12 protein-coding genes are annotated in these 14,974 nt (G+C 61.1%); 10 read left to right on the forward strand and 2 right to left on the reverse strand.

Annotated features, from left to right (window positions below; genetic code table 11):
- Positions 1–41 precede the first annotated feature (41 nt).
- Complete coding sequence (locus tag QRN10_RS17130; RefSeq protein WP_285428755.1) at positions 42–2,543, forward strand: helix-turn-helix transcriptional regulator; 2,502 nt, start codon at positions 42–44, stop codon at positions 2,541–2,543.
- Here QRN10_RS17130 and QRN10_RS17135 read toward each other — a convergent pair.
- Positions 2,540–3,415, reverse strand: coding sequence for an AraC family transcriptional regulator (locus QRN10_RS17135; RefSeq protein ID WP_181078747.1), 876 nt, complete (start codon positions 3,413–3,415; stop codon positions 2,540–2,542). The genes QRN10_RS17130 and QRN10_RS17135 overlap by 4 nt on opposite strands.
- 138 nt (positions 3,416–3,553) lie before the next feature.
- Here QRN10_RS17135 and QRN10_RS17140 point away from each other — a divergent pair, with 138 nt between their 5' ends.
- Complete coding sequence (locus QRN10_RS17140; protein WP_253509307.1) at positions 3,554–4,456, forward strand: DMT family transporter; 903 nt, start codon at positions 3,554–3,556, stop codon at positions 4,454–4,456.
- A 171-nt stretch (positions 4,457–4,627) separates the two neighbouring features.
- On the opposite strand, the gene norR is transcribed toward QRN10_RS17140, so the two are convergent.
- On the reverse strand, positions 4,628–6,169 hold the full coding sequence (gene norR / locus QRN10_RS17145) for a nitric oxide reductase transcriptional regulator NorR (RefSeq protein WP_285428756.1): 1,542 nt from the start codon (positions 6,167–6,169) through the stop codon (positions 4,628–4,630).
- 146 nt (positions 6,170–6,315) lie between these two features.
- Here norR and hmpA point away from each other — a divergent pair, with 146 nt between their 5' ends.
- From hmpA to queC, 8 genes are all read left to right on the forward strand, one after another.
- Positions 6,316–7,497: an NO-inducible flavohemoprotein gene (gene hmpA, locus QRN10_RS17150; RefSeq protein ID WP_285428757.1), complete on the forward strand. Its 1,182-nt coding sequence runs from the start codon at positions 6,316–6,318 to the stop codon at positions 7,495–7,497.
- A gap of 397 nt (positions 7,498–7,894) precedes the next feature.
- The gene (locus tag QRN10_RS17155) at positions 7,895–8,401 is read left to right on the forward strand and encodes a disulfide bond formation protein B (RefSeq protein ID WP_181078739.1); all 507 of its coding nucleotides are present in this window, start codon (positions 7,895–7,897) and stop codon (positions 8,399–8,401) included.
- Between the two features lie 791 nt (positions 8,402–9,192).
- Positions 9,193–10,134, forward strand: a complete 942-nt coding sequence (gene cyoA / locus QRN10_RS17160) for a ubiquinol oxidase subunit II (protein WP_181078737.1) — start codon at positions 9,193–9,195, stop codon at positions 10,132–10,134.
- 3 nt (positions 10,135–10,137) lie between these two features.
- Positions 10,138–12,156 (forward strand): cytochrome o ubiquinol oxidase subunit I, encoded by a 2,019-nt coding sequence (gene cyoB, locus QRN10_RS17165; protein ID WP_181078735.1) that lies wholly within the window; start codon positions 10,138–10,140, stop codon positions 12,154–12,156.
- A 3-nt stretch (positions 12,157–12,159) separates the two neighbouring features.
- A complete protein-coding gene (locus tag QRN10_RS17170) occupies positions 12,160–12,786 on the forward strand; it encodes a cytochrome o ubiquinol oxidase subunit III (RefSeq protein WP_024077337.1) in 627 nt (208 codons plus the stop codon).
- Positions 12,786–13,121: a cytochrome o ubiquinol oxidase subunit IV gene (gene cyoD, locus QRN10_RS17175; protein WP_003176003.1), complete on the forward strand. Its 336-nt coding sequence runs from the start codon at positions 12,786–12,788 to the stop codon at positions 13,119–13,121. Before QRN10_RS17170 ends, cyoD begins: the two co-directional genes overlap by 1 nt.
- A gap of 11 nt (positions 13,122–13,132) precedes the next feature.
- Positions 13,133–14,020 (forward strand): heme o synthase, encoded by an 888-nt coding sequence (gene cyoE, locus QRN10_RS17180; protein ID WP_003176002.1) that lies wholly within the window; start codon positions 13,133–13,135, stop codon positions 14,018–14,020.
- Positions 14,021–14,123: 103 nt separating this feature from the next.
- The gene (gene queC, locus QRN10_RS17185) at positions 14,124–14,822 is read left to right on the forward strand and encodes a 7-cyano-7-deazaguanine synthase QueC (RefSeq protein WP_285428758.1); all 699 of its coding nucleotides are present in this window, start codon (positions 14,124–14,126) and stop codon (positions 14,820–14,822) included.
- The last annotated feature ends 152 nt before the right edge of the window (positions 14,823–14,974 follow it).

A 14,974-nucleotide genomic window follows, 5' to 3' on the forward strand; every position in this document is an offset into this window, starting at 1 on the left:
AAGCGTCAGGTTGCATAACAATAAAAACGCAGGATGCAGCAATGACCGCCATGACTCGCTGCCTGGACCGTCCTGGATTCATGCCTCGGCTGTCCGCCCATCATCTGCTGCGCCCACGCCTGGCCGAGCCGTTGCTGGCGTCTGTGGCGCGGGTCAGGTTGTTGTGTGCGCCTGGCGGCAGCGGCAAGAGCGCGTTGCTCGCCGAATGTGCGTTGCAGGCGCCCGTGGGGTGTCAGGTGTACTGGTTGCCCCTCAATGGCGTGGCCCTCAGCCCCTTCCAATTGTGCCAGCGCCTGGCGCATACCCTTGGCATGCCTTTTACCGATGAAGCCACACTGCTGCAGGACTTGAGCCGCTGGCAGGCTCCGGCGTGGTTGTTCCTTGATGATTTCTGCCGCTGGCCCACGCCGGAGACCGATGCCTTGCTCGACCGCCTGCTCACCGCCGGCAGCCCGGCGCTGACCTGGTGGCTGGGCGCGCGGCGGCGGCCGGCGTGCAACTGGCCGCGGTTGCTGCTCGACGATGAATTGCTCGAATGCGGTGCGGAACTGGCGTTGCGCGCCGGGGAAATCCAGGCGCTGCTCTGCCATGCGCCAGGGCAGTCCGTCGAGGACGTGCTGCAGTTCAGCGCCGGCTGGTGCGCCGGTGTACGCATCGCGCTGCTGGGCGACGGGCACCCCGACAAAACCCTGCTCGACTACCTGCAACACGAACTGTTCAGCGTGCTGCCGCCCGAACTGGCCGACGCCTGGCGCGTGCTGGCCCATCTGCCGCGCTTCAATACAGGGCTGTGCGAACACCTGTTCGGGGCCGGCGACGGTGATCAGTACCTGCGCGATCTGCTGGCCCTTGGCGCCTTTATCCAGCCGTGGGAAGACACCGACTGGCTGCAGGTTTTTCCGCCCCTGGCGCGTCTGATGCGCGACGAACCCTGGCCGACCAAGCGCTCGTGGCACCGTCGCGCCTGCCAATGGTTCACCGCCGAGCAGGACTGGCAAGCCGCCTTCGAACAGGCGCTGTTGGCCGAAGAATATGAGGTGGCGGTCAGCCTGTTGCAGCACTTCAGCTTCGAAGATCTGTTCCGCCAGCAGAACGCGTTGCTGCTGTTGCGCCTGCACGCGGAGCATGGCGATGACCTGATGCTCGGTTCGGCCCAGTTGGTGGGGCTGGTGACGGCGGCCCTGCTGTTTGCCGGGCGCTTCGAGCAGGCCGCCGTGTGCATCGACCAACTCGCACGCTTCGCTCCGCAACCGACGGCGGCCCGGCAGCGGCACTTGTTGGCACGCTGGCAGGCCCAGTGGGGCTGGTTGCTGCACTTGGGAGGGGACGCCGAGCGTTCGCGCGCGCATTTCCTCGAAGCGTTACAAGCCTTGCCCGACAGTGCCTGGACTTCGCGCCTGATGTGCTTGTCAGGGCTCACCCAGCAAGCCCTGTTGCGTGGTGAGCTGAACGTGGCGCAAACCCTGAACCGCGAAGCACTGTGCCTGGCGCGTGCCCATGGCTCATTGTTGCTGGAAGCGCTGCTGGAACTGGATCACGCCCAATTGCTCGAACAGCGCGGCGCGCCGCACCGGGCCCAGAGCCTGCTCGAACATATGCAGGCGATGCTGCTCAAGCAGCGGCTCAAGGCCGGCCCGCTGGTCGGGCGCATTGCCCTGCGGCGCGGGCACCTGGCGCTGCGGCAGGGGCAGGACGCGCTGGCCGCCGAGTGTTTCGAGACAGGCTTGCCGATGTGCCTGCACAGTCAGGACAAGCGCGTGCTTTATGGGTTTCTGGGCCTGGCGCTGCTGGCGGCCAACCGTGGCGATTACGCCCAGGCGTTCATTCAACTGCGCGAGGCCGAACGGCTGATGCAGCAACGCCAGGTGCCGGACACCGTGTACCGCGCGGTGTTGCTGCTGGTCAGCGGGCATTTCTGGTTGCAGCAGGGGCGTGCCGAGTTGACCGTCGAAGCGCTGCGCCGCGTGTTGCGTCACTTTCGCGGGCCCCAGGCCAAACAAGCGCCGCCGGCCACCCTGGAACTGATCCCGCGTCTTGAATATCTGTTGGTGTTGGCCGAGGTGAAACTGGGTTGCGCCGAACAGCCGCTGGCGCGCCTGCAAGCGCTGCTGGAGGCCACCCATCAGCGCGGCATGCTGTGCCTGGAAACCGAGTTGCACCTGGTGCTGGGTGAAGTCGCCTGGCAACTGGGCGACGCCGGGCTGGCGCGTCGTTCACTGCAGACCGGATTGGAACTGGCCGCGCGCTGCCAGGTGCAGCAAGCCATTCGCGAACTGCGCCTGCGTTCGCCGGGGCTGCTGAGCGAGTTGGGGTTGGAGCCGCAGGCGTCGACGCCGGGCACGGTGCAAAACCCGCTCAGCCAGCGCGAGTTGGAAGTGCTGCAGTTGATAGCCCTGGGCAATTCCAACCTGGAAATCGCCGATCGCCTGTTTATCTCCCTGCACACCGTCAAGACCCACGCGCGACGCATCCACAGCAAGCTCGGGGTGGAGCGGCGCACCCAGGCCGTGGCCAAGGCCAAAACCCTGGGGTTGATGACTTAGGTGCAGAAGGCCTGACGATACTCTCCAGGCGTGGCGCCCATGGCCTGGCCGAAGCGGCGGGTAAAATGGCTGGCGCTGCAGAAACCGCACATCAGTGCAATCTCGCCGAGGGGCAGGGTGCCCCCACGCAACAGGCTTTGCGCTCGGGCCAGGCGGCGCGCCAGCAGGTATTGATGGGGCGGCAGACCGAAGCTTTGGCGGAACATTCGCGCGAAGTGGTATTCCGACAGTGCACACAGCCCGGCCAATTGCCCCAGGCTCAGCGGCGCCTCCAGGTGGTAGTCGATGTAGTCCACCAACAAGCGGCGCTGATGCGGCGCCAGCCCTCCTTTCAAGCGCAGACCGTCGCGCAGGCCCACTTGATTGAGCAAAGTGTGGCTGAGCAGCTCATGGGCCAGGCTGCTGGTCAGCAGACGCTCGGCGGGCTCCTGCCAATCGAGAGCGATCAACTGGTGGAAGCGGCGCGCCTGGCTGGGGTCCTCCAGGAACGTACCCTCCTGCAACTGCAAGGTGCGCGGTTCGCGGTCGAGCAGGGTCACGCAGCCGAGGGCGAATTGTTCCGGGCTGAAGTACACATGGGCCAGGCGGATCTCGCCGTTGATCACCCACCCGGACTGATGCTCGGCGGGCAGGATGCACAGCTTGTCGGGGCCGCCCTTGGTGTCGGGTCGGTCGCGCCGAAACGTGCCGGTGCCGCCGCCCACATAGCACGACAGGGTGTGATGGCCGGGCGCCTGGTAATCCTGGGAATCGTGGTGGTTGCTCCACAAGGCCGCGGCAAGGCCGTCACCCAGCTCGGCGCAGGCCTCCAGGCGCGCGTGGGGCGAACGGTGAAGGGCTTGGAAGACTTGCAGCGATTGCAGATCCGGCATGGCGTGTACTCTCCGACGCCCTGCATCGTACTCCGCGATGCCGGTGCTGTGCGCGGCTCGCCCGACAAAAGCGCAAGAATGTGCAAGAGCGCAGCGTGGTTTGGGGAGGACACTGGGGCTCAATCGATGGAGCCTGTTATGAACCTTTTTCTGTATTTACTCACCGTGCTGATCTGGGGGACCACCTGGATCGCCCTCAAATGGCAACTGGGCGTGGTAGCGATTCCCGTGTCCATCGTTTATCGCTTCGGCCTGGCGGCGTTGGTGTTGTTTGCGTTGCTGCTGCTCAGCCGCAAGCTGCAGGTGATGAACCGGCGCGGGCACTTGATCTGCCTGGCCCAGGGGCTGTGCCTGTTTTGCGTCAACTTCATGTGCTTTCTCACGGCCAGCCAATGGATCCCCAGCGGGCTGGTGGCGGTGGTGTTTTCCACGGCGACGCTGTGGAACGCGTTGAACGCGCGGGTATTTTTCGGCCAGCGCGTGGCGCGCAATGTGCTGATGGGCGGTGGCCTTGGGTTGGCGGGTTTGGGGTTATTGTTCTGGCCGGAGCTGGTGGGGCACACCGCCAGCCCGCAGACCCTGCTGGGCTTGGGGTTGGCCTTGCTGGGGACGATGTGTTTCTCGGCCGGCAATCTGTTGTCGAGCCTGCAGCAGAAGGCCGGGCTCAGGCCGCTGACGACTAACGCCTGGGGCATGGCGTATGGCGCGGCGATGCTGGCGACCTGGTGCGTAGTCCGAGGGGTTCCGTTCGAGATGGATTGGAGTGCGCGATATATCGGTGCCTTGGCTTACCTGGTGATTCCGGGGTCGGTGATTGGGTTTACGGCGTATTTGACGTTGGTCGGGCGTATGGGGCCGGAGCGCGCGGCGTATTGCACGGTGCTGTTTCCGGTGGTGGCGTTGAATGTGTCGGCGTTTGCCGAGGGCTATCAGTGGACCGCGCCGGCGTTGGTGGGGTTGGGCTTGGTGATGGCGGGGAATGTGTTGGTGTTTCGTAAGCCTAAGGGTGTAAGCCCGGTATTGAAGGCGAGAACAGTCTGACCAGGTGGCAGGCGGCAAGTCCTAATGCCCGTCAGTGAAGGAATCAGTGAGTGAATTTCTGCCCTGGACCGGACCAAAATGTGGGAGGGGGCTTGCCCCCTCCCACTTTTGATAGTCATTGCCTGGGGTGGATCTGACTGGCATCAAGACTTGCCCCCTCATTTCACCGAGTTATTTTATTCCAAGGCGCTTGGCCAGGCGGGCGAGGTTGGCGCGGTTGAGGCCCAGTTCGCGGGCGGTGCTGGCCCAGTTGTGCTGGTGGCGTTCCAGGCAGGCGCTGATGAGGTGGCGCTGATAGTCTTCGGTGGCGTGGCGCAGGTCGCCGGTCAGGGGCGCCAGTGCGGGCTGGGTTTCAATCGGTGGTGCGCTGACGGTGGGCAGGTCGAGGTCGGTGGCGCTCAGGCTGAGAATTTTCGGACGCTCGTGACAGTTTCCAAGCGCTTTCAGTGCGCTGCGTCCGATCAAATGTTCCAGCTCCCGTACGTTGCCTGGCCAGTTATAGGCCAGCAGGGCCGCCTGGGCATCGCTGGTCAGGCGCAGGCTGCCCAGGCCCATGCGTGACCGGTTCTGTTCAAGGAAGAAACCGGCCAGCAGCAGTACATCGCGGCCGCGCTCGCGTAACGCCGGCACTTGCAGCGGGTAAACGCTCAGGCGATGGTAGAAGTCGGCGCGGTAGCGGCCGTTGCGCACCTCATCGGCGAGGTCGCGGTTAGTAGCGGCGATCAGGCGCACATCCACTTGGTGTTCCTTGTCCGACCCCAGGCGCTGCAACTGGCCGCTTTGCAGCACGCGCAGCAGTTTGGCCTGCACCGTCAGCGACAGTTCGCCCACTTCATCGAGAAACAAGGTGCCGCCGTCGGCCAGCTCGAACTTGCCCCGGCGCTCGTTCAGCGCGCCGGTGAAGGCGCCGCGTATGTGGCCGAACAGCTCGCTTTCCACCAGCGTTTCCGGCAGGGCCGCGCAGTTGAGGCTGATCAGCGGTTTGTCGGCGCGCGGCGAGGCGGCGTGAATCGCCTGGGCCACCAATTCCTTGCCCACCCCGGTTTCGCCGGTGATCAGCACCGTCAGGTCGCTGCCGCCCACCAGCTTGATTTCTTCCACCAGACGCTTGTGGCTTTTGCTCTGGCCGATCATTTCCTTGTGCTGCTGGCCGCTGGCCTGGCGATAGATTTCGGCGCGCTGGTGTGCGTCTTCGGCGCGCAGGGCCAGGCGTTCGATACGTTCGGCCACGTTGACCGTGGCGGCGGCCAGGCTGGCGAAGGCTTGCAGAGCGTCCAGTTCGACGCGTTCGAAGCGCTCGGTGTCCAGCGCGTCAAGGGTCAACAGGCCCCAGGGGCGGTCGTCGACAAACAACGGGCAGCCCATGCAGTCATGCACCTGCAGGTGCCCGTGCAGACCTTCCACCAGGCCGTCGTAAGGGTCGGGCAACTCGCTGTCACTGTCGAAGCGGGTCGGGCCGGGGCTGGCGAGCAGCGCCGCGAAACGCGGGTGTTCGCTGACCTTGAAACGTCGGCCCAGGGTGTCGGTGCTCAGGCCGTCCACCGCCAGCGGCACCAGCGCTTCACCGTCCAGGCGCAATAAGGCGGCGGCGTCGCAGGGCAGCAGGGCGCGCATGGCTTGCAGCAGGCGCCGGTAGCGCTCGCCCTCGGGCAGATCGCGGGACAGATCGGCCACCAGGGGCAGGAGGGTGGTGAGCAGCGAGTGTGCAGTCATAATGACTCCTTGTAGTCCTTATGACTTTATCCTGTAAGAAGTCATACTGACTACTTGAGTTCTAAATCATTGAAAATTAACGATTTTAAAGTTGGCATGAATGCTGACTGTCTAAGGCTAACTTTAAAGAAGCCCTGGAGGCTCTCATGCTTAGCGCCCAAGACCGTGCCATCGTCAAATCCACCGTGCCCCTGCTGGAAAGTGGCGGTGAAGCGCTGATCACCCATTTCTACCGCATGATGCTGTCCGAATACCCGGAAGTTCGCCCGTTGTTCAACCAGGCCCACCAGGCCAGCGGCGATCAGCCACGTGCCCTGGCCAATGGGGTATTGATGTACGCGCGGCATATCGACCAGTTGGATCAACTGGGCGATCTGGTGGCCAGGATCATCAATAAACACGTGGCCTTGCAGATCCTGCCGGAGCATTACCCGATCGTAGGCGCCTGCCTGTTGCGGGCGATTTCCGAAGTGCTGGGCAGTGAGATCGCCACGCCACAGGTGATGAATGCCTGGGGCGCGGCCTACGGCCAACTGGCGGATATCCTGATCGGCGCCGAAGCGGCCATCTATGACGAGAAAGCCCAGGCCCCTGGCGGCTGGCGCGGTGCGCGGCCGTTCACGCTGGTCAAGCGGGCGGAGGAGAGCGCCGAGATCACGTCCTTTTATTTCGCCCCGGTGGATAACGGCCCGATCCTGGCGGCGGCGCCCGGCCAATACATCGGTATGACGCTGGTGCTGGACGGCGAAGAGGTACGCCGCAACTATTCCCTCTCGGCACTGAGCGATGGCGGCCAGTACCGCATCAGTGTCAAGCGCGAAGTCGGCGGCCGGGTGTCCAATTACCTGCACGATCAATTGCATGTCGGTGCCACCATCGACCTGTTCCCGCCGGCGGGCGAGTTCACCCTGGCCGCCAGCGCCAAGCCGCTGGTGCTGATCAGCGGCGGCGTCGGTATCACGCCGACCTTGCCGATGCTCGAAGCGGCCCTGGCCACCGAGCGCCCGGTGCACTTCATTCACTGCGCGCGCAACGGCGGCGTGCACGCGTTTCGCCAGTGGGTGGATGCCCTGGCGGCCAGGCACCCGCAGCTCAAGCGCTTCTATTGCTATGCCGAAGACGACGGCGTGAGCCCGGCAGCGGACAACGTTGGTCTGCTCAGTCAGGACCAACTGGCGGCGTGGTTGCCCGAGCAACGTGATATCGACGCCTACTTCCTCGGCCCGAAAGGCTTCATGGCCGCGATCAAGCGTCACCTCAAGGCCCTGGGTGTGCCCGAAAAACAAAGCCGCTACGAATTCTTCGGCCCGGCCGCTGCCTTGGAATAGGACCTAAAGGTCAACAGTGTGGGAGGGGCCTGCCGTGGTGAGCGGGCTTGCCCCGCGCTGGGCTGCGAAGCGGCCCCAAACCCAGGCACCTCGGTGTGTCAGGTGAAATTACATCGCCTGGAGTGGGGCCGCTTCGCGTCCCGGCGCGGGGCAAGCCCGCTCACTACAAGAACGTCACTTTCTGTTCACAGCGAAGATGTGAAGATATATCTGCCGATACCTCTGCGCCCGATAGCGGTGCATCAGCCAGCTGACACACCCTCATCGGGGCCAGCCCCTTCCCACATTTGGTTTTCCATTTCGCGCGATTAATCCGCCGTTAACCCGTCTCTGTTTAAACCACTCCCTGTGTGTAAACTTGCGGCCAGAGCCACAACCAAACAAAGGGAAAACCGGGATGAGTGACGAATTGCGTTTAGGCAGGGAGCGGCGCTTTCTGGTGTTGCTGGGCATCATCTGCCTGGCGTTGATCGGCGGGGCGCTGTACATGCAGGTGGTGCTCGGCGAGGCGCCGTGCCCGCTGTGCATTCTGCAGCGCTACGCTTTGCTGTTGATCGCGATCTTTGCCTTTATCGGCGCCGCCATGCGCACCAAGGGCGCCATCACGTTTTTCGAAGGCCTGGTGGTCCTCAGCGCCTTGGGTGGGGTGGCCGCCGCCGGGCATCATGTGTACACCCAGTTCTTCCCGCAGGTCAGTTGCGGCGTCGATGTGCTGCAACCGATTGTCGACGATCTGCCGCTGGCCAAGGTTTTCCCCTTGGGCTTCCAGGTCGATGGCTTCTGCAGCACGCCTTACCCGCCAATCCTGGGTCTGTCCCTGGCCCAATGGGCGCTGGTGGCATTTGTGCTGACCGTGATCCTGGTGCCGCTGGGCATCTATCGCAATCGTCGACGCAACGCCTGAACCGATGGTTGAAAACGCCCCGTTCTTCTTCACCGAAGGCCGGGGCTTTTTTTGCAGCTGGCCTTTTGTGAAGACGACGTGACGTCGGACAATTTTAGGTGCGCACAGTGTGCGACATGTTGTCACACGGAAGTCGCCGCAGGACGTTTCTGACCCGCCACAGCCTCGCTTAAATTTGCACCAAACGGCCAAAATGTGCTGTCACTTCATCGTTTGGCCGACGCCACGAATCACGCGCGGCGCGGAGCATTGGGTGATGTCCGAATGCCTTGTTTTATGGGGACTTGCAACGGTTTACCAAGCCCTTGCACAGGGTCAGGACTATGGCGGTTTGCCCTATAACACGGCAATTTTTGTGGTTTTTGTGGCGAATTGAACGCGATAAGATCCCCGACCTTTGCAATTTTGGTGAAGGATTATTGCTGCTTTCGATAAAAATTATTTCTTTATAAGACATGGTTTATACATCGCTAGCTAACTACAATCGCCCGCACTGAATGTCCGGTGCTGTTCAATATTTGAGCATTGGAGCGGTCGAGGGGCAGATGGATGGCTCTGTGCGACCCCAGGTTCCGGCAGCCTTTCAACTATCCGCACCAAATGGAATTGGTCTGTAACAAGGCCTTTAGCCACGAAATCGAATAAGAACTCACCGCAGGTTCGCAAATCGTCCAGTGATGGAGTGCGAGCAGGCTCTTATTCAATCGAAGAGAAATGCCAACCCTTGGCAGGGTGAAGTGTTGGCGATCAAAACCCAACTGCATTGCGCAAGCTGCTTTAGAGGTCGTGAGATGAGTAAAAACAGGTACCCCCGATTACTAGGCTTTTTGCCGCTGCTTGGCATGATGTTAATGCTGGGAGGCTGCAAGTGGACCTTGCTCGACCCAAAAGGACAGGTCGGTCTGGATGAACGAAACCTGATCATCACCGCCACCCTGCTGATGCTGCTGGTCGTGGTCCCTGTGATCATCATGACCTTCGCCTTCGCCTGGAAATACCGCGCGTCGAACACCAGCGCCACCTACGCGCCGAAGTGGTCGCACTCCACCAAGATCGAAATCGCGGTGTGGCTGGTTCCGATCCTCATCATCATTGCCCTGGGTTATGTGACCTACAAGTCCACCCACGCGCTGGACCCGTACCGTCCGCTGGAATCGGATGCCAAGCCGATCAATATCGAAGTGGTCGCGCTGGACTGGAAGTGGCTGTTCATCTACCCGGACCTGGGTATCGCCACGGTTAACCAGATCCGCTTCCCGGAGCACACTCCGCTGAACTTCAAGATCACCTCCGACGCCGTGATGAACTCGTTCTTCATCCCAGCCCTGGGCGGCCAGATCTACGCGATGGCAGGCATGCAGACCAAGCTGCACCTGATCGCCAACCAGAAAGCTGAAATGGAAGGCATCTCCGCCAACTACAGCGGCGCTGGCTTTACCGGCATGAAATTCAAAGCGATCTCGACGAGCCAGGAAGACTTCAACGCCTGGGTAGCCGAAGTCAAGGCCGCACCTAAACAGCTTGATCAAGCTGAATACGACGCCCTGGCCAAACCAAGCCAGAACAACCCTGTCGCGCTGTACTCCTCGTACGAGCCGAACCTGTTTCAGAAAATCGTCGACAAGTACGAAGGTATGAAGCCAGGCAAGCCGGTCAAGCACGAGAAGAAAGAAGTGGCCGTGGTTGAAGGTTCTGAGACGGGCGCGCATTCAACTGCTGGGGCAGAGGAGTAAACGATGTTTGGTAAATTAAGTTGGGATGCGGTCCCGTTCCACGAGCCGATCGTAATGGTGACCATCGCCATGATCGCGCTGGGTGGTCTGGCACTGTTCGCGGGTATCACTTACTTCAAGAAGTGGACCTACCTGTGGACCGAGTGGTTGACCTCGGTCGACCACAAGAAAATCGGCGTGATGTACATCATCGTCGCCATGGTCATGCTGCTGCGCGGTTTTGCCGACGCCATCATGATGCGTACCCAGTTGGCCATGGCCACCGAGGGTTCGCCTGGCTACCTGCCACCTGAACACTATGACCAGATCTTCACCGCCCACGGTGTGATCATGATCATCTTCATGGCGATGCCATTCTTCACCGGCTTGATGAACCTGGCAGTGCCGCTGCAGATCGGCGCGCGTGACGTGGCCTACCCGTTCCTGAACTCCCTGAGCTTCTGGCTGCTGGTTTCCGGCGTGGTGCTGATCAACGTGTCCCTGGGCGTCGGCGAATTCGCCAAGACCGGTTGGGTTGCTTATCCGCCGCTGTCGGGCATTCAGTACAGCCCTGGCGTGGGGGTGGACTACTACATCTGGGCTCTACAGTTATCAGGGCTCGGGACGACGCTTACGGGGGTCAACTTCCTGGCCACCGTCCTGAAAATGCGCGCCCCTGGCATGAAACTGATGGACATGCCGATCTTCACCTGGACCTGCACCTGGGCCAACGTCCTGATCGTGGCTTCGTTCCCGATCCTGGCCGCCACCATGGCGCTGCTGTCGCTTGACCGTTACCTGGATTTCCACATTTTCACCAATGAACTTGGTGGCAATCCAATGATGTACGTGAACCTGTTCTGGGCATGGGGTCACCCTGAGGTGTACATCCTGATCCTGCCGGCGTTCGGTATCTTCTCCGAAGTGATCTCGACCTTTACCGGCAAGCGCCTGTTCGGTCACCACTCGATGGTCTACGCATCGGGCGCAATTTCGGTACTGGGCTTCATGGTGTGGCTGCACCACTTCTTCACCATGGGTTCGGGGGCCAGCGTCAACGCCTTCTTCGGCCTGGCGACGATGCTGATTTCCATCCCGACGGGGGTGAAGCTATTCAACTGGCTGTTCACCATCTACCACGGTCGTCTGCGCATGACCAGCCAGGTTCTGTGGACCCTGGGCTTTATGGTGACCTTCGCCATCGGCGGCATGACCGGCGTACTGCTGGCCATCCCGGGTGCTGACTTCGTGCTGCACAACAGCCTGTTCGTGATCGCGCACTTCCACAACGTGATCATCGGTGGTGCGGTATTCGGTTACATCGCCGGTTTCAGCTTCTACTTCCCGAAAGCGTTCGGCTTCAAGCTGCACGAAGGTTGGGGCAAGGCTGCATTCTGGTTCTGGATCTCGGGCTTCTTCGTCGCGTTCATGCCGCTCTATGCACTGGGCTTCATGGGCATGACCCGTCGTCTGAACGCCACCACCAACCCTGAGTGGGTGCCGTACCTGTACGTCGCCATGTTCGGTGCGGTGATGATTGCGGTGGGTATCGCCTGCCAGCTGATCCAGCTGTATGTCAGCGTGCGTGATCGCAAGCAGAACATGTGCGAATCCGGCGACCCATGGAACGGCCACACCCTGGAATGGTCGACCTCGTCGCCACCACCGTTCTACAACTTCGCCGTGATCCCGACTGCGAACACCATCGATGCGTTCACCGAAGCCAAGGAAGACGGTACTGCGTACCAGAAGCCTAAGCACTACGAACCGATCCACATGCCAAGCAACACCGCCACTGGCGTGGTGATGGGTGGGCTGTTGACCGTATTCGGTTTCGCGATGATCTGGCACATCTGGTGGCTGGCGATCGTGAGCCTGGTGGGTACCATCGGTTACTTCATCGTCCACGCCGCACGTGATGATCAAGGCTACATGGTGCCGGTCGAAACGATCGAACGCATCGAAGCCGAGCAGCACGCTCGCCTGGTCGCCGAGAAGAAAATCCCGGCCAACCGTGTAGAAACCTCGTTGGAACAGGCTTAAACCATGTCGAACTTAGTGACCAATGCTGGACACGCCCATGTCGATGACCATGGGCACGATGACCATCACCACGACTCGGGGCCAATGACCGTCTTCGGTTTCTGGCTCTACCTGATGACCGACTGCATCTTGTTTGCGTCGATCTTCGCGGTGTACGCGGTACTGGTAAACAACGTAGCGGGTGGCCCGTCGGGCCACGACATCTTCGAACTGCCTTACGTGCTCGGCGAAACCGCCTTGCTGTTGTTCAGTTCGATCACCTACGGCTTCGCCATGTTGGCCTTCTACAAGGGCAACAAGAAAGGCGTACTGAGCTGGTTGGCCCTGACCTTCCTGTTCGGCCTGGGCTTTATCGGCATGGAGATCAACGAGTTCCACCTGCTGATCTCCGAAGGCTACGGTCCGCACCGCAGCGGTTTCCTGTCGGCGTTCTTCACGCTGGTCGGCACCCACGGTCTGCACGTCTCGGCCGGTCTGCTGTGGATGGCGGTGATGATGTATCAGGTCAATAAGCACGGCCTGACCAACACCAACAAGACTCGCCTGAGCTGCCTGAGCCTGTTCTGGCACTTCCTGGATGTGGTCTGGATCTGCGTATTCACCGTCGTCTACTTGATGGGGACTCTGTAATGGCTAATGCACACTCCCATGACAGCCACGATGCAAGCCACGGCAGCGTAAAGTCTTACGCGATCGGCTTCATCCTGTCGGTCATCCTGACCCTGATCCCGTTCGGCCTGGTGATGTACCCCACCCTGCCGAAGTCGATCACGTTGATGATTGTCCTGGCGTTCGCGGTTATCCAGGTGCTGGTGCACCTGGTGTACTTCCTGCACCTGGACCGCTCCGAAGCCCAGCGCGAGAACGTGATTGCGTTCGTGTTCGCCGGCCTGGTGATCGTTCTGCTGGTTGGCCTGTCGCTGTGGATCATGTTCAGCATCCACACCTACATGATGGCGAAGTGAGGTAAGACCCGATGTCGCTTAAGCACTTTATCCAAATCACCAAACCGGGGATCATTTTCGGTAACGTGCTTTCTGTGGCGGGCGGTTTCTTCCTGGCCTCCAAGGGACATGTCGATCTGGCCATCTTCCTGGCTGCAATGATCGGCACGTCCCTGGTGGTAGCTTCCGGTTGTGTGTTCAACAACTGCATCGACCGTGACATCGATATCAAGATGGAACGCACCAAGAATCGCGTGCTGGTCCAGGGCCTTATCTCCCTGAAGCTGGCGCTGATTTTCGCGACCGTCCTGGGTGTTGCGGGCGTGGTGTTGCTGTACAAGGTGGCCAACCCGTTGGCGGCGCTGTTTGCCGTGATCGGCTTTGTCATCTACGTCGGCCTCTACAGCCTGTACCTCAAGCGCAAGTCGGTTCACGGCACGCTGGTGGGCAGTCTATCGGGGGCGATGCCGCCGGTGATTGGGTATGTGGCTGTAACCAATAGCTTCGACATGGCCGCGCTGGTGCTGCTGGTGATGTTCAGCCTGTGGCAGATGCCGCATTCCTACGCCATCGCGATTTTCCGCTTCAATGACTACCTGGCTGCGTCGATTCCGGTCCTGCCGGTAAAACGCGGCATCCAGGTGGCCAAGAAACACATCCTGCTCTACATCCTGGCCTTCCTTGTGGCGACCTTGATGTTGACCTTCAGTGGCTACGCCGGCATGAGCTACCTCGCCGTCGCCGCCGCCATGGGCATGTACTGGTTGTACATGGCCTGGACCGGCTACAAGGCGGTGGATGACACCGTCTGGGCGCGCAAGCTGTTCGTGTTCTCGATCTTCACCATCACCGCGCTGAGCGTGATGATGTCCCTGGATTTCCAAGTGCCGAAAGAGCTGTTGCTGACCTACGCCCACTGAGTGGTCCGAGCAGTAAAAGGCCCCGCCTTCGCAAGAAGCGCGGGGTTTTTTATGGCATGGCCTTTAAACTATCCCCCATTCCACGCATCCAGGAAGCACAGCGATGAGTAAAAAAGCCGTAATGGTGTTCAGCGGCGGGCAGGACTCGACGACCTGCCTGATCCAGGCACTGGCGCTGTATGACGAAGTGCACTGCATTACGTTCGATTATGGCCAGCGCCATGTCGCCGAAATCGAAGTGGCCCGCCAGCTCGCCACGCAATTGGGCGCCACGGTGCACAAAGTGATGGATGTGTCCTTGCTCAACGAGTTGGCCATCAGTAGCCTGACTCGCGACAACATTCCGGTGCCCAGCGTGAACAGCTCCGGCGATGGCCTGCCGAGCACTTTTGTGCCGGGTCGCAATATTCTGTTCCTGACTTTGGCGGCGATTTACGCGTATCAGGTCAAGGCCGAGACCGTCATTACCGGGGTGTGCGAAACCGACTTCTCGGGCTACCCCGACTGCCGCGATGAGTTCGTCAAAGCCCTGAATCAGGCGCTCAAGCTGGGCATGGAGTACGACGTACGCCTGGACACCCCGCTGATGTGGCTGAACAAAGCCGAAACCTGGGCCCTGGCCGATTACCACCACCAACTCGAGCTGGTGCGCGAACAGACGCTGACCTGCTACAACGGCGTGATCGGCACGGGCTGCGGCCAATGCGATGCCTGCAATCTGCGCGCCCGAGGCTTGAATGACTACCTGCAGAACAAGGCACAGGTCATGCACAGCCTCAAGCACAAGTTACAGCTCCAATAGGCCCGATCCGGCTCCGTTGCGGGAGAGGGCGCCCACGGCTCCCTCGACCGGCGCCCCCCAGTGATGCGCGGTTATCGCGCGCCGGGTTAAATCTGCCCACGCTTATCTCGTCATACCCCTCTGTACGCACTGTGCGAATCCATCACCCGCCT

This window comes from Pseudomonas sp. lyk4-R2A-8 (genome assembly GCF_030209095.1).
Classification (GTDB): Bacteria; Pseudomonadota; Gammaproteobacteria; order Pseudomonadales; family Pseudomonadaceae; genus Aquipseudomonas; species Aquipseudomonas quebecensis.

Coding starts and splice junctions, on each gene's coding strand:
- QRN10_RS17130 (WP_285428755.1), top strand. CDS start 42: ATGACCGCCATGACTCGCTGCCTGGACCGTCCTGGATTCATGCCTCGG.
- QRN10_RS17135 (WP_181078747.1), bottom strand. CDS start 3,415: ATGCCGGATCTGCAATCGCTGCAAGTCTTCCAAGCCCTTCACCGTTCG.
- QRN10_RS17140 (WP_253509307.1), top strand. CDS start 3,554: ATGAACCTTTTTCTGTATTTACTCACCGTGCTGATCTGGGGGACCACC.
- norR (WP_285428756.1), bottom strand. CDS start 6,169: ATGACTGCACACTCGCTGCTCACCACCCTCCTGCCCCTGGTGGCCGAT.
- hmpA (WP_285428757.1), top strand. CDS start 6,316: ATGCTTAGCGCCCAAGACCGTGCCATCGTCAAATCCACCGTGCCCCTG.
- QRN10_RS17155 (WP_181078739.1), top strand. CDS start 7,895: ATGAGTGACGAATTGCGTTTAGGCAGGGAGCGGCGCTTTCTGGTGTTG.
- cyoA (WP_181078737.1), top strand. CDS start 9,193: ATGAGTAAAAACAGGTACCCCCGATTACTAGGCTTTTTGCCGCTGCTT.
- cyoB (WP_181078735.1), top strand. CDS start 10,138: ATGTTTGGTAAATTAAGTTGGGATGCGGTCCCGTTCCACGAGCCGATC.
- QRN10_RS17170 (WP_024077337.1), top strand. CDS start 12,160: ATGTCGAACTTAGTGACCAATGCTGGACACGCCCATGTCGATGACCAT.
- cyoD (WP_003176003.1), top strand. CDS start 12,786: ATGGCTAATGCACACTCCCATGACAGCCACGATGCAAGCCACGGCAGC.
- cyoE (WP_003176002.1), top strand. CDS start 13,133: ATGTCGCTTAAGCACTTTATCCAAATCACCAAACCGGGGATCATTTTC.
- queC (WP_285428758.1), top strand. CDS start 14,124: ATGAGTAAAAAAGCCGTAATGGTGTTCAGCGGCGGGCAGGACTCGACG.